Here is a 22,417-nt window from a genome sequence, read left to right as displayed (position 1 = left end):
ATAGTTATGAAAAGAAAAACCGCAACACCTTTTGAACATGTTGTGGATTCATATATTTTTTTACTGTAATTAAATGAAAGAAAACTTGGCATAAGCCAAGAGATGAGGACAAACGAACCGCCCATCCTTTTACTTTATTGTACAAAACCAATATTAGAATGACATTTTATCAAAATCGTCACCTTTGTCAATTCTACATTTATTACATTCTCATCGTCAAGTAGCGATTTGTCACATTATCGCCAATATATACGAGCTAATCGGGGCCACTTGAAATTCACTTCCTTGAAATGAAGAAATTGGCTGTATTTTTGCTTTTGTATCATCGGCTAATACGTACCACATGTCATGTTTTGGCAACGAAATCGTTTCTAATTGCACACCATTATGAAATAAAACAACGATTTCTTTCCATGGACCGAACTCTCCTACATTTTGTAAATGATACGCAACAACAGTAGGAGGCGCTTGTAAAAATGTCATATGCTTCTTTATAAGATGAGCCGCCGGCAAGCGAAACGCTCTATGCGCCTTACGAATCGCAATCAAACCTTCTATATAAGAAGTTGTTTCCATTTCCTTCTCTTTTTGATCCCAATCAAGCTGATTAATTTCATCAAGCGCATTATAACTATTTTCATTTCCTTTCTTAGAACGATAAAACTCTTGTCCTGCATGTAAAAACGGGATTCCTTGTGAGAGCAATGTCATCGCTGTCGCTAAACGATGGCGCCTTTTTTGTACTTCTTCCGTTTCCTGATTGCTACGCACGAGTTTATCCCACATCGTCATATTGTCATGACATTCCACATAGTTAACACTTTGAATGGGCTCTAAAAATAACCCGTCTCCTTTTTCATTTACAAGACTTCCTGTTAGCACATATTGTAAATGAGCGGGGTCTACACTTCCTCCAAACGCAAAACCACGCTTACTTACATCAAACGTACTACCTTTTATCGCATCACGGAATTGATCGTTGAACTGTGCAATTCGTGGCATTTTGTTTGCATTGTTAAGCGTCGCTTTCTCCTCTAGTGGAAGCGGTGTTTGCAGCTCCCATCCTTCCCCCAACAACAGTGTATCCTTTTTTATTTTCCTGACTTCCTTTTCTAATTCATTCATCGTTTCCACATCTAAAACTCCCATTAAATCAAAGCGAAAACCATCAACGTTATATTCAGTAAGCCAATATAGAACAGAATCAATAATAAATTTCCGCATCATTTTTCGTTCTGATGCTATATCATTCCCAACTCCCGTTCCATTTGATGGCATGCCATTTTCATCATGTCTGAAATAATATCCTGGTACAAGCTTTTCAAAAGATGACGTTTCTCTTTCATATACATGGTTGTATACAACATCCAAAATCACGCGGAGTCCACGTTCATGAAACTTCTCAATAAGTTGTTTACAATCCTTGATTCGATTATAAGGATCGGTAGGATCACTTGCATACACACCTGTTGGGACGTTGTAATATAATGGGTTATAGCCCCAGTTATACGCTGCAAAAGGACGCATTTCATCTACTCCAGCAAAATGATGAAGAGGTAAAATTTCAACATGTGTAACCCCTAATCCTTTTATATAAGAAAAGGCCGTCTCTGTCCCAAGTTTCCCCTTCGTATTCTCTTCTGTTAATCCCACATACGTCCCCTTTTTTGCCACACCACTATTTGGATGCATAGTAGCATCACGAATATGGACTTCATAAAGAATTGCATCGGTAAAAGAATCTAGTTTCGGCAACGCATTTTGCTTCTTTATATATGTCTTCTCAAGATCAACCACAATTCCATACTTACCATTAACTGATACGGATTTTGCATATGGATCTACAGCTTCATTCCATATCAAATTAATACAAACGAGAAATGTGTACTGCGCCCCCTCAAAATCTCCTTGTAAAACATGGGACCAAACACCATTCTCTTCTCTTTTCATCTCATAATCCATATACTCTTTATCGTTTTTATAAATTCTTACTTTCGCAAGTCTTGCAGTTGGTGCCCACATCTTAAAAGTTGTTTTTTCCTTTCCATAACAAACTCCTAAATCGCTACCATCATAATAATATTTTTCATCAAATACAGCTGTTCGAATAACCGCTCCAATTTGTAAATCTGTTTCTTCATTTCGCTCATCTCGCACTGTATAATACTTTCCCACATCGAGTGGATATTCTATATAACATTCATACTTTGTTACATCTGGAAGAGATATGATTTGAGCAATCTTAAGCTCCCATACATGATTTCCTTCCTGTATAAAAAATGTCCGGCTTGTTCCATACGTATGCGGGAGCAAGATTGTAATTTTATTCATTTCATCTAAATAGGCTTCAAATGGACGCTTTACTTTCAGCATAAAAAATCACCATCATTCTCGAAATTAAAATGAAACTCCCTTTTACAAATAGGTACTCCTAAAGATGAATCGCACGCTACACACAAACTTACCATTTTCTATAGTATATTCACATTCATAAGAAACGTTTTTTACACTTTAAAGTTCTGTAACTTTATTTCACAAATTGATCTATACTTCGGAGTTTGATGGACGTGAGACTCGTACAATGTAATGGTGTTAGCCTGAAACAATACCGCATCCATTGGTTTCAGGGTTGTAGGATTAAATTTTTCTTCTCCCATCCACTTACGGGCAACAGTAATATGCGGATGATACGGACGTGTTTCAAGTGAAAAACCATTTCTCTCACAAATCGCATGCACCTGTTTTTGCAAATCAAATAACGCTTGATTTTCTTGCAATCCAGCCCAAAATATACGCGGGCTCTCTACTAGGCCGAATGTAGAAAAGTTTTGCAGCGTGAGATTTAACTCTGGTGTATTCACAAGGAGTTGTAATCCTTTCTCTATTCCTTGCAGTTGTTCCTGCGTTGCACTCCCTAAAAAGGCGAGTGTAATATGATAGTCTTCTTTATGTACCCATGAGCGAAATGGTAACTTGTCTTTCATTTCCTCTTTATAACTCGCAAGCCTTTCTTTTATATGATTTGGCAGGGTAACTGCTAAAAAATAATGTGGTACCATTTATATCTTCTCCTTTTTATTATTGTTGCTTTTCTTTTGCATCTCATTCCAACAATATAAAGAAACCCGCCCTCCAAATAGAGAGCGGTCATATTTCAGCATACAATCAACCTATTTCGCTAATTCATAAATTGCTTGTGCATAAATTGCTGTCGCTTTTAGTAAATCTTCTATTTCAATATACTCATCCTTTTGATGGGCAAGCTCTTCTTTACCAGGGAATAGCGGTCCGAATGCGACACCAGCTTTTAATGAACGAGCATATGTACCACCGCCGATTGCTAATAACTCTGCTTTTTCTCCTGTTTGTTCTTCATATACACGTTGCAATGTACGAATTAAAACATGATCTTTATTAACATGATGTGGACGTGAGTTAGAGTAATCGGCTACTTGGAAGTCGTTCTTGCTGGCATAGTCTTTTAGTTTCTGCACTGTTTCTTCAAAATTTGTTGTTACTGGGTAGCGTACATTTAATCCTAAGTTTCCGCCTTCTTCTTTCGTATAAGAAAGGCGACCCACATTCACTGTTAACGGTCCGCTAATTTCATCTTTATAAGCGATCCCTGCTTTTTCTCCAAGCGTATCGTTCGTAAATGTTTCTGCAACAAATGCCGCAAATGAAGCACCTTTACAGTCAAGAGCAATTGTTGTTAAAAAGTTCGCTAACAAGAGACCAGCATTTTCACCTTTTTCAGGAGTAGAACCGTGAGCAGAAACTCCCTCTACTTGTAACGTCACAGTATTCCCTTCTACATTTGCTGTCCCTGTTTTCTTCTCATCTTTTAAGTATTGTTCGTAAGTATCTTTAATCGTCGCTGCTTTTTCAGTCGTAACCACTGCTTCTGCGAAATCAGGAACCATATTTAAACGGCGACCTGAAGAAAATGAAACAAGCTCATATTCTCCGCTTTTTGTTTCACTACTCTTTTGCACAACTTGTATATCAGAGATCCCTTTTTCCGCATTAATAATAGGAAAATCAGCATCTGGCGCAAACCCCATTGTTGGCATTTCTTCATTCTTAAAATAGTGATCAACACATTTCCAGTTACTTTCTTCATCCGTTCCTAAAATCATACGTACGCGTTTTGAAAGTGGTAATCCTAATTCTTTTACAATTTTCATCGCATAATAAGCTGCCATTGTCGGCCCTTTATCATCAATTGCACCACGTGCAAAAATCTTTCCATCACGAATATCAGCGCTGTATGCAGGTGTTGTCCAGCCATCTCCTTCTGGTACAACGTCAACGTGACAAAGAATACCCACTAATTCTTCTCCTTGTCCCATTTCAAGATGCCCTGCATACCCTTCTAAATTTTTAGAAGTAAATCCTTCTACTTCCCCTTTATGTAGCATGAACGAAAGTGCTTTCGCTACACCTTCTCCAAACGGTGCCCCTTCTTCTGCTGTTTCTTCTTCCCATACGCTTTTAATTTGCAGAAATTGTTGCGCGTCATGAATTAATTCTTCTTTTCTTTTCTCAACTTCTTCTGTCCAATTAATTGCTGACATAACTCATTCACCTCTTCTATGTTCTCTCTTTTATCATAGCAAACGAAAATCCGATATGCCAACAGGAGAACACCAAGTAACGAACAATTTCAATATTTCAGACATTTCATATTAGTTTTTCTTTTGTTTTTCTAAAAAAATTTGCAGGAATTTGACGGTTTACGTAGAAATTTATGTGGTAGTTGATAGAAGAGACATAGAATGTCAACTACCAATATTTTTCTATTTTATTATTTGTTAAACTTTTGTAAAATTTAACTAGGTTAAAGCATGAAATTTGTCATGTGGAGTACAATGGTAGTAAAGACCTTCTTTCCTGAATGGGGTCAAAAAAACTAGTAGAGGAGTGGTTTTCTCTTGAAACCTACAACTACTCGTATGCTAACACGCATTAAATCAATTTATATGTACATCAATGAGAATGGTACGGTAACGACGAAAGACCTTGTAGATGAGTTCGGGATCACACCGCGAACAATACAACGTGATCTGAATGTGTTGCAGTTTAATGAGCTCGTGTATAGCCCTTGCCGCGGCAAGTGGACAACAACAGGAAAGAAAGTGAGAATGACCTCATAACGAAAACAATTGTATCTAAAATATAATACATACCCCTTTCTGTGAAATCAGAAAGGGGTTCTTTCTATTTTTTGGAATCGGTCTCAATCTTGATTCTCTGTTTGAACTTGATATGTTTTTAACATGTCTACTTCTTCATCTGTTAATTCGCGGTACTGACCAAGTTCTAATTCTGCATCTAATACTAAAGGTCCCATCTCTGTTCTCTTTAAGTAAACAACTTTTTTCCCTACCGCTTCAAACATGCGCTTTACTTGATGGAATTTTCCTTCTGTAATGACAAGCTCAATTTCAGACACATCGTCGCTTTTCAAAATTGTAAGTTCACCTGGCTTCGTTTCATAGCCATCATCTAAAATTACACCTTTTGCAAATTCTTCTACATCTTTTTCTGTTACAACTCCAGCTACGTGTGCATAATATTTTTTCGGCACGTGTTTTTTCGGAGATAATAGCTGATGAGCAAGCTTCCCGTCATTTGTTAACAATAGGAACCCTTCCGTATCAATATCTAGTCTTCCAACTGGAAACGGATCGAAAATCGCATCTTCTAATTCTAATAAATCAACAACTGTTTCATGATTATCATCTTCTGTTGCCGAAATGACACCTTGTGGTTTATGCATCATTAAATATACAAATTCCTTATATTCAACAATTTCACCGTGAATCGTAACCTCTTGTTCTTCTACATTCACATGAAACTTTGCATCTTTGACTGGCGCCCCATCAATTTTCACAACGCCGTCCTTTAATAATTTCTTTACTTCTTTTCTACTTCCGTATCCCATATTTGCTAATAATTTATCTAATCTCATTCTTTCACCTTCTTGTATTTATCATAGAAAAGGGGACGTCTATTACGCCCCTTTTGATTTTATCTTTATTTTCAGCTTACTACCAAGCTTACGCTGAATCTTCTCTACAGCTTCTCCGCCAAATACTCTTTCAAGTACACCTGTGCGAATTGCTAAAATTCCGTAAGTAAGGCCGCCAATCCCTGCACAAACCGCAACTGTAATGAGTGCGCCAAAACGACCATCAGGCGAAATTACAAAGGATAGTAGTCCTTGTGATAGTTTTACTACAACTACCATCACAAGCGTTAATACTGCAATTTGGAAAGTTCTCTTATATACGACACCGAATGAATAGTGTGCATGTTTTCGAATCTGTTTATTCGTATACCAAACGGAAACTAAGAAACCGACAGCTGTTGCTAAAACAGCTCCAATTGTACCGAAGTAACGAATAAAGATTACGTTACATAAGAATTTCAAAATAACACCCATACCAAGCGCAATAATTGCATGTTTTTGTTGGTTAATTCCTTGCAAGATGGCTGAAGTTACTGTAAATAAAGCAAATAGTAACGCGACTGGCGCATACCACATCAGTATTTGTCCACCTAATGGATCCTTTTCATAAAACGCTGTATAAATTGGATACGCAAGCGTAGAAATACCAACTACCGCCGGTAATGTTAAAAACATATTTGCCTGGAATGTTTGTGTAATTTGCAGTTTTAAATAGCGATATTGTTTTTCTGTAAATGATTTTGTAATTGCTGGAACAAGCGTTAAGCTAAACGCCGTCGCAAGTGAAACAGGAATCATAATTAATTTATGCGTCCACATTGTGAAGATACCGAGTGCTCGTTCTGCAATATCCCCTTGTCCAATTGCTTGCATAATAGAGTTAAATGTTAATGTATCAATCTGTTGATATAAAGGAATCGTTAACCCAATAACAACATAAGGAATTGCATACGCAAATAATTCTTTAAATAATTGAATTGTACTTACTGTTGATTCTGGGACAGTTTGTTCAATTAAATATTGATCGAGATGCTTTTTGCGTTTTAACCAGTACCATATTAACACACCGAGCGCCCCCACAGCTGAAACAAACGCTGCGAAAGTTGCCACTCCAACTGCTTCTGCTACTGATCCTCCTATTACTTTAATGACAATAAAACTACCCGCTAATAAAAAGACAATACGAATAATTTGTTCAATAATTTGTGATACCGTAGTTGGTCCCATTGATTGATGACCTTGGAAATAACCACGAATTAAGCTTGCTGCTGGTACAACAATAAGCGCAAAACTTACGAGGCGAATAACCATCGTAACGTCTTCTATACTATTGTGTACACTTTGTTTACCAAGCATTGCCTCAGCAAATAATGGCGCAGACATGTAAAGAACGAGGAAGGAAAGGATTCCTGATATAATCATCATAATTATTCCTGAGCGGAACATTCTCCGGCTCGTCTTATAATCTCCAAGCGCATTATATTTAGAAACAAACTTTGAAACAGCAAGCGGCACTCCCGCCGTTGCAATACTTAAAAAGATCGTATATGGAATATATCCATACGTATAGAGCGTTCCGCCTTCTGTGCCAACTAAGGCATGAAATGGAAAGACATAAATCATGCCTAAGAACTTAACTAAAAAAGTTCCTAACGTCACAATAAGCGTTCCGCGCAGAAATTTTGAATCAGACATAGATGATCCTCCTACATATATAACGCTGAACTCTAACCTTTGTATTGTACCACAATTCTTCAGTGAAACAGTACCTCACTGAATTTTTCTTTTCTACGAAAACATGCTATTCTTTTAGGCAGGAAATGTAGAAAATGAGGTCGATATACTATGCATTATGATGTTATTGTCATCGGGGGAGGCCCTTCAGGTTTAATGGCTGCAATCGGTGCTGCTGAAGAAGGCGCACGCGTCTTGCTTCTTGATAAAGGAAATAAACTTGGACGTAAACTTGCCATTTCGGGTGGTGGCCGCTGTAACGTAACAAATCGCTTACCACTTGATGAAATTGTCAAACATATACCAGGAAATGGTCGCTTTTTATACAGTGCTTTTTCTATCTTTAATAATGAAGATATTATTACATTCTTCGAAAAACTTGGCGTGAAGTTAAAAGAAGAAGACCATGGCCGCATGTTCCCCGTCTCTAATAAAGCTCAATCAGTTGTAGATGCTTTATTAACGAGACTAAACGAACTAGGCGTTAAAATCCGTACGAATACACCTGTTGAAACGATTGAATATGCAGATGGTCAAACAAAAGCAGTTGTTCTTCAAACAGGTGAGGTTTTGAAAACAAATCATGTCGTGATCGCTGTTGGCGGGAAATCTGTTCCTCACACCGGCTCAACTGGTGACGGTTACGCTTGGGCTGAAAAAGCTGGGCATACCATTACTGAACTGTTCCCAACGGAAGTTCCAATTACTTCAAGCGAACCATTTATTCGTGACCGTACACTGCAAGGGCTCGCTTTACGCGATGTAAATGTAAGCGTACTGAATCCAAAAGGTAAAGTTGTCATTTCTCATAAAATGGACATGCTATTTACCCACTTTGGTATTTCTGGTCCAGCTGCTCTTCGTTGCAGTCAATTCGTCGTAAAAACGATGAAAAAATTTAAAATGCGTGCGGTAGAAATGAGCATTGATGCATTGCCGGAAGAAAATGGCGAACAACTCTTCCAGCGCATGATGAAACAAATGAAAGAAGAGCCAAAAAAAGGAATCAAAAATGTTTTAAAAGGATATGTTCCTGAGCGTTACTTCTTATTCTTATTAGAAAGAAACGGAATTGACGGTAGCGAGCAAGCTGGGCAAGTTTCTCACGAAAAGATTCGCGCACTTGTGAAAGACTTCAAAGAGTTTAAAATAACAGTAAACGGCACACAACCTCTCGAAAAAGCATTCGTTACAGGCGGCGGTGTTTCTGTTAAAGAAATTTATCCGAAAGAAATGGCTTCTAAATTCATGAATGGCCTATACTTCTGTGGAGAGGTTCTTGATATTCATGGCTATACAGGTGGCTATAATATTACTTCCGCTCTTGTTACAGGCCGAATTGCCGGAACAACTGCAGGACAAAACGCGAAAGTGTAGTACTAAAAAAGAAACATGGGTGGATTCTTTCCACTCCTGTTTCTTTTTTGTTGCTTTATATAGCTTAGTAGCTTTATATTTTATAATGTTGAATAATTGAAACAAAGGGGAAAACATATGCGAAAAAAAGTCATGATATCTTTAATGTTAATGACGTTTCTTTCCGCTGTGGAAGGAACGATTGTAAGTACGGCAATTCCTCGTATAACGAGTGATTTAGCTGGAGTCGAACTTGTTAGCTGGGTGTATGCAATTTATATGCTCGCAACAGCTGTCTCAACTCCCATTTATGGGAAATTAGCCGATTTATTCGGGCGTAAAAAAGTACTTCTCATTGGTGCAGCCATCTTTTTAATTGGTTCTGCACTATGCGGAGTCGTGACATCAATGGAACAATTAATCATCTTCCGTGCTCTTCAAGGTATAGGTGCTGGCGCTGTTATGCCAATTACAATGACGATTATCGGCGACTTATATAGCGAAGCGAAAGATCGTGCAAAAGCACAAGGTTGGATGAGTGCTGTTTGGGGCGTTTCAGGTGTTATTGGGCCGCTAGTAGGTGGATTCTTAGTTGACTCTCTTTCTTGGCGTTACATCTTTTTCTTAAACGTTCCATTTGGAATTCTTGCTTGTGCGATGATTGCCATTTCTTATAAAGAGTCTATTAAACCAGCGAAACATCATATCGATTATCCTGGTGCAATCATCTTCTCACTAAGTACAATTGCGTTACTCTATGCACTTCTAACAGGAAGTAGTAAGCAAAACTGGGGCGACATTACAATTATCGGCCTCTTAATCTTTGCAGCTGTTTCATTCATTATCTTCTTATTCGTCGAGAAAAAATCTCCGGAGCCATTAATTCCGTTAGCACTTTTCTCTAATCGCACATTATCAACAGTAAACATATTAACACTGATTGCTGGTGCAATGATTATTAGTATTACAATGTACCTTCCAATTTGGAGCCAAGGTGTATTAGGAAAAAACGCAACAGAAGCTGGACTTATTCTTATGCCAATTCCTGTTATGTGGACATTCGGTGCGATCTTTTCTGGAAATTTAGTTGGTAAATTACAAACGAAACAAATTATTTTACTTGGAGCTAGCATTTTATCCATTGCTACCTTCTTATTATTTACATTGTCAACTCATTCACCAGCATTTCTTATTTATGTTGCTGTCGGACTATTTGGTTTAGGAATGGGCCTTATCACACCAATCTATATGGTAACCATTCAAGCGGCTGTCCCAGCACATACACGCGGAACAGCAGTTGGCTTAAATACATTTATTAATACATTTAGCCAAACATTAAGTGCTGCTATCTTCGGAACCATCTTTAATACGATGATTCACGCGCAAGGCATGCAAAATGTTGATCTTGTCTCAGGTGGACATGGCGGCGCAGCAAATGTAGTAACAAAATCACAAGAGGCATTAGCTTCTAGCGTACATGTTATTTATATGAGTACATTTGCGCTCGCACTGCTTACACTATTTATCGGCTGGCTTCTATTAAAGCCAGGAAGGCAGACCGCTGAACAGTAAAAATAGAGGCTGATCGCTTATAGCGATCAGCCTCTTCATGTTGGGAAACAAGAGCCAGCAGACTCTTGTTTTTTGTCATTATTTGTTGAAAGGTCGATATCCTTTGTCGAATCGTCGATATATTCGAATTTGCGTCGATATATTGGAAGAATCGCTGATATAATTTCATTTATCACTTTATACCTTAAAATCCCTCATATATAGAACAACACTTACTCTTCATTTTCCACCACATATTTCAGCATGGACAATTTATTGTTCCAAAACTGTTCATAATAAGAAAGCCACTGCTGCAATTCAGCTAACGGTTCGGGCTGCAAACAATATATCTTTTCCCTGCCAACTTTTCTTCCGCTTACTAATTTCGCTTCTGAAAGAATATGAAGATGCTTTGCTACAGCTGTACGGCTTATCGGAAAATGATCTGTTATTTTAGAAATTGGTAATTCTTCTTTTGTTAATAATTTAAGTACTTCTCGGCGCGTTGGATCAGCAATTGCTTGAAAGACGTCATATTTCGCTGCTGATGAGGACACTTAGCCTTCAACAACCTTTTTCAATTTTTCATTCACAATCATTGCCCATCCGCCTGCCATTCTATCACGAATAACAGAAGCTTTCTCGTTCGCTTTCGAAATCTTCTCATCAGACTGTTTCCATCCGCCGTGGATAAGAGTGAACTCTGTTTTGTCACCTAGATCCTTTAAAATGAACGAAACAACCCAGCCATCAGTATCCCACGAAAAAGATAAACGATGAGGCTCATCGATTTCTAACACTTTGCATGGTGATGGGCCAAAAGGTGATTGTACATGAAATTCATGCCCTACTTTTGGTTCAAAGTCATTTGGCATAAACCAAGATGCAATTCCTTCTGCAGTGGATACTACATTCCATACCTTTTGAATAGGCGCTTCAAAAAGAACTGTCTGTGTAATGTCTTGTAATGTATTTTGCTGATTCATATTATGTCTCCTTTATAAGGCGTTAAAATACAACACCTTTTGGTTTCGTCTTTCATAATATAACACCTTTTGGTTTTATGTCAACTTATGTAATCCATACTTAAAAACATAAAAAAGAGCTGACTCAGCAGCTCTTTTTTATGTTTTATATATAATCATCGCCGAAAAACAATAAATTTGATTTTCATCGTCATTAATGGATACACCAACTTGATATTTAATATCTACAAGCTGTTCTTCATTTAGCTTCTTCAAAAACACATTTACAGAGTCTTCCAAGTCCTTTTCATGACTTTCATCAAACATCTTGACTCGAATCATTTTAACACCATCCTAGATCGCAGCCCTCCGCCGCTTGATTATTGCCACGGTGCGTATCTATGATGCGGTAAAACTTACCATCTTCATATATATATCCGTCTTCTAACACATATTTCTTATCTTCAGTATAGACATAAAACTTACCTATCATAAATTTACTTGTATATAATTCTAAATAATTTGCTTTAAACCTTGCCACTACTTTATTCGTAATATCAATTTTAATTGTGTGCCCCACCTTCTCTCCCCTCCTTTAAAAAGAACGGATTTAGGTATATTGTATTAGCGATTTTACATTTTATGATTAAAAATAAGTGGATATGCTTTGCATTTTTCACCAAAAGTCCCTCAAGACACCCTACTTTTCATTTACAACTCTTTCAAAAAACGCTGTGTTTTTTCAGATAAAAATAGGATGAAAATTCCACCTTAAATTATTGACACGGATACATAACATATGTTAATATAATAAATTTGATATTTTTCTCCATATGTGTTATCATTACATGTAGTTACCACATATGGAGGTGGATGATTTGTTTCAAATCGGTGATAAAATTGTTTACCCTATGCACGGAGCAGGAATAATCGAAGCAATTGAGGATAAAGAAGTGTTAGGAAAAACGCGTCAGTATTGTGTAATACACATGGTGATTAGCGATATGCAAGTGATGATCCCTATGGATAAAGTAGAAAATTCAGGCATTCGTTATGTTGTCGACAAAAACACATTAAATGATGTATTAGTTGACTTTCATAATGGTGAAGCTGACTCCTCACTCTCATGGAAACAAAGATATACCATGAATATGGAGAAAATGAAAAATGGGAATCTCTCAGACGGTGCTGAAGTTGTTCGTGATTTAATTCGCCGCAATAAAGAAAGAGCATTAAATGCGAGTGAAAAGCAAATGCTGGACAACGCACGGAGAATTTTAATTAGTGAAGTTGCACTTGTTCAAAATGTTTCAGAAAATCAAGCAACTGATTTCTTGCAAGATACAATTAATCATTAACATAAAAAATATATTCAAATTTAAAATAGCTGACCGCTATTTTTTTTTACAAAAAAATATCTATATAAATACAAATTGAAAACCCAATATAAAAGCTTTCTTTTTAGATGGAAGAGAGGATCCGGCCATGCGTAGAAGCGGTCAGTGCCCTTTTTAGCCCCATGCCAAGTAAAGACAAAGGGAGAAAATGAGTGGAGATTTCCTTTTATTTTCATAGCAGTGACTAGTATGCTGAGAATCAAAATAGAGATAAAGTGAAACTTTAATCAGTGGGGTTTTCTTCATCCCCCACTGATTATTAGTTGAACCAATCGGGCTTTTACGGGCAGTTGATCCCCCACCTACCTTCCTCGTTTCTCTCTAAATCTTGAGGTGGGGATCTTACTGCCCGTTAATGCGGGATAAATACAAATTGAAAACCGACATGTCCTCTTTCTGCCCCATTTAAAGTGAAAAAAACGAGTATAGATTACCTCGTCTTCTTTCCTTCAAACCAATACAAAAAGCAGCATGACTCCAGTACAAAACCTAGAATCATGCTGCTTTTTTCTATCTTTTTTAAGAACCAGTACAATTATTTCCTCTATTTATGATTCAACATCATTAACAGCTTCTCTTGGCTATACATCCAAACTGTAATAATTAAACAAGCAAGCGCTACTTCTGAAAGTGCCATAAATCCGATTGCATAATGACCTGTTAGTTGGAATAGTAACGTTAAAATTAACGGCGGGAAAAAGCCTCCTAAACCACCTAAAGCTGCGACAAGTCCGTTTACAACCCCTGCTTGCTCTGAAAAGTACATTGGTACTAATTTAAAGATCGTTCCATTTCCAATTCCGGCGCAAAATGCCACCAGTAAGCAACCGAATGTATATACATTCATACTTGGCATAAACGATAAAATAATGCCAGATAGTGTTAAACCGATGAATACAAAAATTAAAATTTTAAATGGGTTAAATTTATCACCGAGCCAACCACCAATTGGGCGCATAACTGTTGCTAAGACGATAAAGCCAGCTGTCCGCATACCTGCATCTACCTTGTCTAATCCAAAGTGAGATACTAAGAAGTTTGGTAAGTATACTGTAAATGCTACGAACGAACCGAAAGTTAAGAAGTAAAAAATACATAAGAACCACAATTTTTCATTTTTGTACACACCTTTTAATTGTTCCATTAATGGTGTATTCACTTTTCGTTCCTTACGATCTCCTAATAAAAAGTTTAGAAGTGCAAAGACAGCAAGTAAGATTAAGAACGATTGGACAGTTGCTCTCCAGCCAAATGAAGTTGCGATTACAGGTGCTAAGAAAGATGTAACCGCTGTTCCTGCATTACCAGCACCATAAATACCATTTACAAAACCGTGACGCTCTCTCGGATAATATTTTGGCAAGGACGTTACACCTACGGAGAACACAGCTCCGCCAACCCCTGCAAATAAACCACCGATAATTAAATCCATCATAGAGTTCGCAATACTAATATAAAAGACAGGGAATAATAAAATGATAAAGCTTATAAAGAATAATTTTCTTGCGCCATAACGATTGGTCCAATAACCAATTGGAATCCGAAGCACTGACCCTAAAATAACGGGTACTGCTGTAACAAGGGAAATCTGTCCTGCTGTTAATGCAATATCCGCTTTAATAAATGGCATTAACGAAGATAAAATCACCCATACCATAAAACCAATAACAAGATTAGAAGTTTGTAAACCTAATTGAAAATTCGGACTTCTCATCTTTTCCGCCTCCTATTTTGCTCATTATTTCACAATATATATTAATTCCCTCCAGTCTAATCACAGATTTCCGTGATTAGACTGAAAAAAATCAACCACCGCTCACTGGCGGAATCAATGCTACCACATCACCAGACTGTATTTTGTCATCTTCATTTGCATATTCTTCGTTAATTGCGATCATAATTTGCTCTGAAACTGCGATATGATGTTCTTTCGTAATGATACCTTTTAATTCTGCAACAGTAATATTTTCACAGTCTAGTTTCAGCTCGTTTGTTCCCGCTTCTTCTTGTAAATGTGCAAATAATAATACATGAATCATTTTCCCATCTCCTTTCCAGGTTCACCATTTGGATACGGTGTTTTTTCTAACTGGTCACCAATCCAGGAATCGCCATCTTCCCAAAATTCTTTTTTCCAAATCGGAACAATTTCTTTAATGCGTTCCATAATGTATTCATTCGCTTCATACGCAGCTTTTCGGTGCGGTGTTGATACAGCAACGACAACGGCAATATCAGAAATTTGCAGTGTACCGATGCGATGTGTAATCGCAACATGCGTGCCAGGCCACTTCTCTTTCACTTCATCTCCAATTTTTGCAAGCATTTTCTCAGCCATTGTCTTATAGGCTACGTACTCTAAATATAAAGTACGGCGTCCTTTCGTAAATTCTCTTACAGTACCAATGAAACTTATCACAGCACCACATTCACGACGAATGACTTTATTTGTTACCTCTTCAATTGAAATTAGTGTGTCGATTACTTCATAATACGTATGTGTCATCATGCACCTCTTATTGTTTGTACGAGCCATTTTATATATAATTCTTCTTCTGTTATATGAAATGTTTTATATGTTTCTTGTAAACTTTGCACAGCATCATTCCATGTAATAACCGCTATCACATTCTCTACTTTATCTAGTAAAGCAATATCTTCATTCGTCCGAAGTAAAACCACTTTTGGATAATTTTCCGCTTTATATCCCTCAATTAAAATCATATCCACTTCAAAAAAATCATATAAACGAATTATTTCTTGTAAAGACCATTCATCCCGAAGAGAAGAAAGAGATAATAATCCTGCTCCTTCTACAGCACTTACAACAGCACCCGCTTGCCTATGACGCTCACTATCTTTTTGTGGTACTTCTGGATATCCACCATGCCCGTGATGCTTAATTGTAGCAACTTTCATGCCTTTATCTGAAAAAGCTTGGATCAGTTTCTCCGTAAGCGTCGTTTTCCCGCTATTTTGATAGCCAACTATTTGTAAGATTGGAGCGGTTCTGCCCATGGCCACTCACTTCCTTCATTCAATTCTAACAATAGCACGGAAACTGTCATTCCTGCTTCGAATCCTCTTGTTCCTCCTGGTAGAACAATAAAAGCATTGCTATCTGCAAGGGAAGAAATCGCACTCGACTTATCAAGTCCTACTGGCATAACTTGCAATTGTCCATTAACAAACTCTACTTTTCCTCTTACAAATCGCGTAAATGGATTTGCCTTTAGAAAATCCTTCTTTAAAATTGCATCAGCTCGATATGCATGTGGTTCTTTCACATGCAGGAATGTTTGAACAACTGGATGAACGAGTAACTCAAAACCGACATAACAAGCAGACGGGTTACCTGATAATCCAAATAACAATTTCCCATTTACTTCAGCTACTGTTGTGACACTACCTGGTCTCATCGCGATTTTATTAAACAGGACATTCGCATGTAACTTTTCGTAAATTGCAGGCAAGTAATCGTAATCACCTACCGAAACACCACCTGTTGTGATTAAAATATCCACTTCATTCATCGCAGCTTTCACTGCTTCATAGCAATTTTCTAAGTCATCAGCAAGCTGTCCATAATACTTCACGATTCCACCGGCTCTAGCAATTTGAGCTGCGATCATATAAGAGTTACTATTTCTAATCTTTCCTGGCTGAAGTGGTTCATGCACTTCTAACAGCTCACTTCCTGTCGTTACGATTCCGACAACTGGCTGTTTCATAACCTTTACTGAACTGTAACCAAACGTCGCTAACAGTGCTGCTACTCCCGGATTTACCTTCGTTCCTTTTTTTACAAGTATTTGATTTTGTTTCACATCTTCACCTTTAAACGAAACATTATCACCGGTTTTAAAAGAACGCTTTAACTTCATATACGTTTTACCGTTATGCTCAAACCCTTCCGTCAGTTCTAACATGACAACTGCATCACAACCTTTTGGAATTGCTGCACCTGTCATAATCCGAACCGCCTCGAAAGCCTTTACTTCATCTATAAAAACAGAACCAGCTCCAATTTCTCCGACTACTTCAAATTCAATTGGATGATCTTGACTCGCATCTTTTGTATCTTCCGCTCGAATCGCAAATCCGTCATACGGAGAACGATCAAAATGCGGTACATCATGATCTGCTACAACATCTTCTCCAAGAATTCTTCCATAGCTTTCTGTAATAGAAACTGTTTCTATTTCACCTTGCCGAGCGTATTTCATAACCTTTTCTACTGCTTCAGCAACTGGAATTGGCACTCGTTTTTCTAACATCTTTTTCACCCCATATTTGCAAAATATCACATCTTGGTTACACTTTATATTGTACAATGCTAATCATAATAGCAATTACTTCAAGGAGGAATTCCATGTCTTCATTTACTCATTTTAATGACCAAGGCCGTGCGAAAATGGTCGATATTAGCGATAAAAAAACTACTGTCCGAACAGCAATTGCTCGCTCTAGCATCTTAGTTATGAAAGAAATTTATGATAAAATCGTTCAAAACGAAATTGGGAAGGGCGATGTATTAGCCGTGGCACAAATTGCCGGTATTATGGTTGCCAAGCGCACCTCTGATATTATCCCAATGTGCCATCCTTTACTTCTAAAAGGAGTAGATGTCTCCTTCGAATGGGAAACAGTGAAAGAACAATATCGTTTACTTATTGAAGTAAAAGTGAAAACAGAAGGCAGTACCGGCGTTGAAATGGAAGCTTTAACAGCAGCTTCTGCAACTGCTCTTACCGTGTATGATATGTGTAAAGCCGTTGATAAAGGTATGATTATTGGCGAGACATACTTACTTAAAAAAACAGGCGGGAAGAGCGGAGACTACGTTAGAAATCCGCAGTCCTAATCCCTTGAACCTAAAGGTTTTCCTTTAGGTTCATCCTATATATCTCGCATACAACCCTTTCGCCACCTTTATATCATTTGTTCCATGAATAAATGCCCTGCCATCTGTAAATAAAACAAAACGATATTCATTAATTAGAAATGACAATAAATATGGCGTCGTTTGCACATCTACACTTTTTTGTAAGCGCTTTTTAATTTCTTCTAAGTTAAGAGTTTGCGGCACTCCTGGACGGATTTGCACCGTATTTCGGCCGCATAACACTTCTGTTTTCATTTGTGATTCAAATGCTAAACTCGGGTACGTGCGCAGTTTTCCACAAGATGGACACGTATCTTTTTTCTGCCTATTTACTTTAAACGCCATATGCTGATTGTTCCAAAGATCAAATGACAGCATCGTTTCACGAAGCGCTCCAAAATCTTCTACCAATATTTTAAGGGCTTCTGTCACTTGGTGACTGGCGACTATTTGTACAGCTGGTTGTATAATTCCCGCCGTATCACATGTCACGCCGCTTGATGGATGCTCCATCAGACAACGGAAACACGGTGTTTTCCCCGGAAGAATTGTATATGTGACCCCGTAGCTTCCAACGCATCCCCCATATATCCAAGGAATATTGTATTTTTGCGAAATATCGTTAATAAGAAGACGCGTTTCAAAGTTGTCAGTCGCATCTAATATTAAATCCACATTCTGAATTAACTCTTCCATTTCTTGCACCGCTACATCCGTTATAACTGGTACAATCTCCACTTCAGAATTAATCTGCCTTAAACGTTCAGCCGCTGCAACTGCTTTCGGCTTATACTGCGTTGCATCTTCTTCTGTATATAACTGCTGCCTTTGTAAGTTGCTCCACTCGACATAATCACGATCAGCAATCGTCAGCTTTCCAATTCCAGCCCTTACAATTGCCTCTGAACTTGCTGCCCCTAATGCACCGGCACCGATTATGAGCACATGCTTTTCCCTTATTTTCCTTTGACCTGTCTCGCCGATTCCTGAAAATAACATTTGTCTTGAATAACGCTCCTGCACATGTCTCCCCCCTTCCTTATCCCCCAATATAAGACATTTCAATTTTCGGGCGGTTATTTGCACTTTCTTCAGTCCGCTCATCAGAATACCGATCTTTTCGATATTCCCATACGTTTTTGATCGCCTTTAATAAATCGGCATCCGAAATATTCTCTCTAAGTAAGCTTCTTAAATCTGTTCCTTTCGTTGCAAATAAACAAGTATAAAATTTACCGTCTGCCGAAATCCGTGCTCTCGTACAAGAAGAACAGAAAGATTCAGAAACTGAAGTGATAAATCCAACTTCCGCATTACTGCCGACATAACGATAACGCTTCGCAACTTCTCCGAAATAATGGGGATCTACAGGTTCAATCGGATATACCTCGCTAATCTTCTCAATCAACTCTTGCTTTGTGATGACTTGCTCAAAATTCCAGCCGTTCGTACTGCCAACGTCCATAAACTCAATAAAGCGAAGTGAAATCCCCTGTTCTTTAAAATAAGTGGCCATCGGAAGAATTTGACTATCGTTCATTCCTTTTTTCACAACCATATTTACTTTCACATCGAGTCCTACTTCTTTTGCTGCGGTAATCCCTTTTAGTACCGGTTTTGTACTAATATTCCGGCCATTAATTTTGCGAAACACATCGTCCTCTATCGCATCTAAACTAACATTCACTCGGTGTAATCCAGCTTCTTTTAACGCCTTTGCTTGCTTTGTTAAATGAATCCCATTTGTCGTAAGTCCAATATCTGTTAAGCCATCCAACTTTGCAAGCCGTGTAATAAGCTTTGGCAAATCTTTACGTAGTAATGGTTCTCCGCCCGTAAGCCTAATTTTCTTTACACCCATGCCGACAAATAATTTTGCTAGTCGTTCAATTTCATCAAATGTAAGCAAAAATTCTTCTTGTAAAAATGCATACTCAGGCCCGAACACTTCAGCCGGCATACAGTATGTACATCTGAAATTACAACGATCAATGACAGAAATGCGTAAATCTTGAAGTGGACGCCGCAAAGAATCTGTAATCTTCTCGCGCATCGTTATCCCCCCTTTTCTGCTAAATTCTATCTGTCTTCATTCTATTATAATATATTTTTAAACTGCGATGTTTTTGCTTAAGCTCTTTATTCACTTTCTATGTTTTTATTTGCCTTCATCATAAAAAAGAAGAAGAAGGCACGTTGTGATATTTCTCACATCGCCTTCTTCATTCAAAAATTCTTCACAAATTTGTTCAAATTTTATTCACATTTCAGTTGGAGTTACTTTATTTGCGCACGATACTCATTTCCCCACTCACGCATAAGTGCGATAATTGGTGTAAGAGACCTTCCGAATTCCGTTAAAGAATACTCCACTTTTGGCGGAACCTCTTTATATACTTCACGATGAATTACTCCAGCCGCCTCAAGTTCTCTTAACTGCCTCGTTAGCATGCGTTGTGTAATGCCGGGCATCAATCGTACAAATTGATTAAAACGAATCTCTTTGGCATTCATTAAATGAAATAAGATAACTCCCTTCCATTTCCCACCGATTACATCTAACGTTACTTCAACCGAACAACGATTTATATCCTTCTGTTCCATTTTGTCACTCTCCATTAGTATACAAATTGATACTATATGCTAAAAATGTGCGTACTTACATCTTTTATTTTACTATTGTAGAATCAATTTTGTAATCAACTTACTATAAAAAAGCAAATTATTAAAAGGTGGTTGTTTAAATGAAACATACAAAAGAAGAAATTTTAAAAGCGTATCAATTTAGACATGCATGTAAAGAATTTGATGTAAATAAAAAAATCTCTGATGAAGATTTTCATTTTATTTTAGAAACTGGCCGACTTTCTCCAAGTTCATTTGGTTTTGAACCTTGGAAATTTGTTGTGATTCAAAATCAAGATATTCGTAACAAGCTTCTTCCTGTATCTTGGGGGGCTCAAAAACAATTACCAACAGCAAGCCACTTTGTCGTTATATTAGCTCGTAAAAAAGAAGAGATGATTTATAACTCATCCTATATTTCTAACTTTATGAAAAATATTCAACAACTTCCTGAAGAAGTTATAACAATGAAACGCGGTTTTTATAAAGAATTTCAAGAGTCTGATTTCCAATTATTAGAAAGTGATCGTACCATGTTTGATTGGGCTTCTAAACAAACTTATATTGCTCTTGGCAATATGATGACTGCCGCTGCTCAAATCGGGATTGATTCTTGCCCAATTGAAGGGTTTCATCAAGAAAAAGTAGATGCGATTTTAAAAGAAGAAGGAATTATTTCAGATGATACATTTGGTGTGTCTGTTTTAGTTGCTTTTGGCTATCGCGCAGAAGAACCAAAACGTGATAAAACTCGTCAAACAATGGATATGGTTGTGGAATGGATTAAGTAATGTAAAAGAGTGTCTACAAAAGACACTCTTTTTTTAAGTATGAAATGTGCGCTTGTTCACAGCTAAGCACGAACTTATAACCTATAATAAAAAGATATTTCTTGCATTTACACCATGTTTACATCCACAATAAGAAGTAGACTGCTTTTAAAAGAAAGGTGATTGCTGTGACAAACCGTACGGCATTATCAGAAGATTTAAAGGAATTGCTTGCATCTGTTGAATATAAAATGCAGATTAATAAAGGAAGTTATATTTTCCAAGAAGGTGTGGAGGCAAAAGAACTCTATATTGTTCGCTCTGGAAAAGTGCAGATTAGTAAAATTAGTGCTGATGGACAGGAGTTAACGCTTCGCATTTGTTCAACGCATGATATCATCGGAGAATTAACATTATTTACGGACAATGCAAAGTATTTATTAAATGCGAAATGCCTTGAAAATGTTGAGGTTGGCGTAATTAAACGAGATGCTTTAGAGAAGACATTGCTTGAAAAACCAGCCCTTGCCTTTGAATTTATGAAATGGATTAGTGAGCATTTAAGAAGAATGCAAACGAAATTCCGTGATTTAGTGTTACATGGTAAAAAAGGTGCTCTTTATTCGACTCTTATTCGTATGACGAATAGTTATGGCGTATTAAAAGAAAACGGAATCCTTATCGATCTACCTCTAACAAATCAAGAGCTTGCGAATTTCTGTGCAACCTCACGTGAAAGTGTCAACCGTATGTTAAATGATTTAAAAAAACAAGGAATTATTTCTATTCATAAAGGAAAAATCACGATTCATAATTTGCAATTTTTAAAGTGCGAAATTGCTTGTGAAGATTGTCCTGCCTCTGTTTGTAGTATTGAGTAGCCTCTCTATTTGAGATGCTACTCTTTTTTCTTTCTCCTTTACTCTACAAAAAAGAATCGCTCTTCGATGTGAGAAATGTCACAACTTCCCAAAAAATGTTATAAAGTGAAACTTTAATCAGTGGGGTTTTCTTCATCCCCCACTGATTATTAGCCCTCACCAATCGGGCTTTTACGGGCAGCCCTACCCCCACCTAACTTCTTTAGAAAAACGGAAGCGGCTCGCTCAGAATCGCAGGACGTTGGAGCCCCCGACGACAGAGAGGCGCTTTTTGCCTCG

General features: G+C 37.6%; 24 protein-coding genes. 7 read left to right on the top strand and 17 right to left on the bottom strand.

Annotation, left to right across the window (positions count from 1 at the left end):
* Nucleotides 1-231: 231 nt before the first annotated feature.
* From pulA to pepV, 3 genes are all read right to left on the bottom strand, one after another.
* Nucleotides 232-2,373, bottom strand: coding sequence for a type I pullulanase (gene pulA, locus LOK41_RS02875; protein ID WP_241815099.1), 2,142 nt, complete (start codon nt 2,371-2,373; stop codon nt 232-234).
* 131 nt (nt 2,374-2,504) lie between these two features.
* Nucleotides 2,505-3,059 (bottom strand): RNA 2',3'-cyclic phosphodiesterase, encoded by a 555-nt coding sequence (thpR, locus tag LOK41_RS02870; RefSeq protein WP_241815096.1) that lies wholly within the window; start codon nt 3,057-3,059, stop codon nt 2,505-2,507.
* 111 nt (nt 3,060-3,170) lie between these two features.
* Nucleotides 3,171-4,577 (bottom strand): dipeptidase PepV, encoded by a 1,407-nt coding sequence (pepV, locus tag LOK41_RS02865; protein ID WP_241815095.1) that lies wholly within the window; start codon nt 4,575-4,577, stop codon nt 3,171-3,173.
* Between the two features lie 357 nt (nt 4,578-4,934).
* Here pepV and LOK41_RS02860 point away from each other — a divergent pair, with 357 nt between their 5' ends.
* Nucleotides 4,935-5,156: a DeoR family transcriptional regulator gene (locus LOK41_RS02860; protein ID WP_000805512.1), complete on the top strand. Its 222-nt coding sequence runs from the start codon at nt 4,935-4,937 to the stop codon at nt 5,154-5,156.
* A gap of 83 nt (nt 5,157-5,239) precedes the next feature.
* Here LOK41_RS02860 and LOK41_RS02855 read toward each other — a convergent pair whose 3' ends face one another.
* Nucleotides 5,240-5,974 (bottom strand): pseudouridine synthase, encoded by a 735-nt coding sequence (locus LOK41_RS02855; protein WP_241815092.1) that lies wholly within the window; start codon nt 5,972-5,974, stop codon nt 5,240-5,242.
* A gap of 42 nt (nt 5,975-6,016) precedes the next feature.
* Nucleotides 6,017-7,669 (bottom strand): putative polysaccharide biosynthesis protein, encoded by a 1,653-nt coding sequence (locus LOK41_RS02850; RefSeq protein WP_241815091.1) that lies wholly within the window; start codon nt 7,667-7,669, stop codon nt 6,017-6,019.
* Nucleotides 7,670-7,819: 150 nt separating this feature from the next.
* On the opposite strand from LOK41_RS02850, the gene LOK41_RS02845 reads away from it, so the two are divergent.
* Together LOK41_RS02845 and LOK41_RS02840 are read left to right on the top strand one after the other, a co-directional pair.
* Nucleotides 7,820-9,085, top strand: a complete 1,266-nt coding sequence (locus tag LOK41_RS02845; protein ID WP_241815090.1) for a BaiN/RdsA family NAD(P)/FAD-dependent oxidoreductase — start codon at nt 7,820-7,822, stop codon at nt 9,083-9,085.
* Between the two features lie 117 nt (nt 9,086-9,202).
* A complete protein-coding gene (locus LOK41_RS02840) occupies nt 9,203-10,636 on the top strand; it encodes an MDR family MFS transporter (protein ID WP_241815089.1) in 1,434 nt (477 codons plus the stop codon).
* A 212-nt stretch (nt 10,637-10,848) separates the two neighbouring features.
* Here the strand turns inward: LOK41_RS02840 and LOK41_RS02835 are convergent, their stop codons facing one another.
* The 4 genes from LOK41_RS02835 to LOK41_RS02820 all read right to left on the bottom strand — a co-directional run bounded on the left by LOK41_RS02835 (nt 10,849) and on the right by LOK41_RS02820 (nt 12,160).
* Nucleotides 10,849-11,172 (bottom strand): ArsR/SmtB family transcription factor, encoded by a 324-nt coding sequence (locus tag LOK41_RS02835; protein ID WP_241815088.1) that lies wholly within the window; start codon nt 11,170-11,172, stop codon nt 10,849-10,851.
* Nucleotides 11,173-11,601: an SRPBCC family protein gene (locus LOK41_RS02830; protein ID WP_241815087.1), complete on the bottom strand. Its 429-nt coding sequence runs from the start codon at nt 11,599-11,601 to the stop codon at nt 11,173-11,175.
* Nucleotides 11,602-11,739: 138 nt separating this feature from the next.
* A complete protein-coding gene (locus LOK41_RS02825; protein WP_241815086.1) occupies nt 11,740-11,922 on the bottom strand; it encodes a sporulation protein Cse60 in 183 nt (60 codons plus the stop codon).
* Nucleotide 11,923: 1 nt separating this feature from the next.
* The gene (locus LOK41_RS02820) at nt 11,924-12,160 is read right to left on the bottom strand and encodes a DUF2553 family protein (protein WP_241815084.1); all 237 of its coding nucleotides are present in this window, start codon (nt 12,158-12,160) and stop codon (nt 11,924-11,926) included.
* A gap of 283 nt (nt 12,161-12,443) precedes the next feature.
* Between LOK41_RS02820 and LOK41_RS02815 the strand changes: the two genes are divergently transcribed.
* Entirely contained in the window at nt 12,444-12,938 is a 495-nt protein-coding gene (locus LOK41_RS02815; protein WP_241815083.1) for a CarD family transcriptional regulator, read from the top strand.
* 583 nt (nt 12,939-13,521) lie between these two features.
* On the opposite strand, the gene LOK41_RS02810 is transcribed toward LOK41_RS02815, so the two are convergent.
* The 5 genes from LOK41_RS02810 to LOK41_RS02790 all read right to left on the bottom strand — a co-directional run bounded on the left by LOK41_RS02810 (nt 13,522) and on the right by LOK41_RS02790 (nt 17,254).
* Nucleotides 13,522-14,691 (bottom strand): nitrate/nitrite transporter, encoded by a 1,170-nt coding sequence (locus LOK41_RS02810; RefSeq protein ID WP_241815082.1) that lies wholly within the window; start codon nt 14,689-14,691, stop codon nt 13,522-13,524.
* A gap of 91 nt (nt 14,692-14,782) precedes the next feature.
* Nucleotides 14,783-15,016, bottom strand: a complete 234-nt coding sequence (moaD, locus tag LOK41_RS02805) for a molybdopterin converting factor subunit 1 (RefSeq protein ID WP_241815081.1) — start codon at nt 15,014-15,016, stop codon at nt 14,783-14,785.
* Nucleotides 15,013-15,483: a molybdenum cofactor biosynthesis protein MoaE gene (locus LOK41_RS02800; RefSeq protein ID WP_241815080.1), complete on the bottom strand. Its 471-nt coding sequence runs from the start codon at nt 15,481-15,483 to the stop codon at nt 15,013-15,015. The genes moaD and LOK41_RS02800 overlap by 4 nt, the downstream gene beginning before the upstream one ends.
* Nucleotides 15,483-15,995 (bottom strand): molybdopterin-guanine dinucleotide biosynthesis protein B, encoded by a 513-nt coding sequence (gene mobB / locus LOK41_RS02795; RefSeq protein ID WP_277818454.1) that lies wholly within the window; start codon nt 15,993-15,995, stop codon nt 15,483-15,485. The genes LOK41_RS02800 and mobB overlap by 1 nt, the downstream gene beginning before the upstream one ends.
* Nucleotides 15,965-17,254, bottom strand: a complete 1,290-nt coding sequence (locus tag LOK41_RS02790) for a molybdopterin molybdotransferase MoeA (protein ID WP_241815078.1) — start codon at nt 17,252-17,254, stop codon at nt 15,965-15,967. The genes mobB and LOK41_RS02790 overlap by 31 nt, the downstream gene beginning before the upstream one ends.
* A 95-nt stretch (nt 17,255-17,349) precedes the next feature.
* Between LOK41_RS02790 and moaC the strand changes: the two genes are divergently transcribed.
* Nucleotides 17,350-17,841, top strand: a complete 492-nt coding sequence (gene moaC, locus LOK41_RS02785; protein ID WP_241815077.1) for a cyclic pyranopterin monophosphate synthase MoaC — start codon at nt 17,350-17,352, stop codon at nt 17,839-17,841.
* Nucleotides 17,842-17,871: 30 nt separating this feature from the next.
* On the opposite strand, the gene LOK41_RS02780 is transcribed toward moaC, so the two are convergent.
* From LOK41_RS02780 to LOK41_RS02770, 3 genes are all read right to left on the bottom strand, one after another.
* A complete protein-coding gene (locus tag LOK41_RS02780) occupies nt 17,872-18,885 on the bottom strand; it encodes a molybdopterin-synthase adenylyltransferase MoeB (protein WP_241815076.1) in 1,014 nt (337 codons plus the stop codon).
* Between the two features lie 16 nt (nt 18,886-18,901).
* The gene (gene moaA, locus LOK41_RS02775; protein ID WP_241815075.1) at nt 18,902-19,915 is read right to left on the bottom strand and encodes a GTP 3',8-cyclase MoaA; all 1,014 of its coding nucleotides are present in this window, start codon (nt 19,913-19,915) and stop codon (nt 18,902-18,904) included.
* A 224-nt stretch (nt 19,916-20,139) separates the two neighbouring features.
* Nucleotides 20,140-20,466, bottom strand: coding sequence for a winged helix-turn-helix transcriptional regulator (locus LOK41_RS02770; RefSeq protein ID WP_241815074.1), 327 nt, complete (start codon nt 20,464-20,466; stop codon nt 20,140-20,142).
* Between the two features lie 140 nt (nt 20,467-20,606).
* Here LOK41_RS02770 and LOK41_RS02765 point away from each other — a divergent pair, with 140 nt between their 5' ends.
* Together LOK41_RS02765 and LOK41_RS02760 are read left to right on the top strand one after the other, a co-directional pair.
* On the top strand, nt 20,607-21,278 hold the full coding sequence (locus LOK41_RS02765; RefSeq protein ID WP_241815073.1) for an NAD(P)H-dependent oxidoreductase: 672 nt from the start codon (nt 20,607-20,609) through the stop codon (nt 21,276-21,278).
* A gap of 167 nt (nt 21,279-21,445) precedes the next feature.
* A complete protein-coding gene (locus tag LOK41_RS02760; RefSeq protein ID WP_241815284.1) occupies nt 21,446-22,138 on the top strand; it encodes a Crp/Fnr family transcriptional regulator in 693 nt (230 codons plus the stop codon).
* Nucleotides 22,139-22,417 lie beyond the last annotated feature (279 nt).

The sequence above is a fragment of the Bacillus sp. TL12 genome, assembly GCF_022625245.1.
Lineage (GTDB): Bacteria > Bacillota > Bacilli > Bacillales > Bacillaceae_G > Bacillus_A.
Note: the sequence above shows the minus strand (reverse complement) of the source record. Positions and strands in the feature narration are given on the sequence as shown.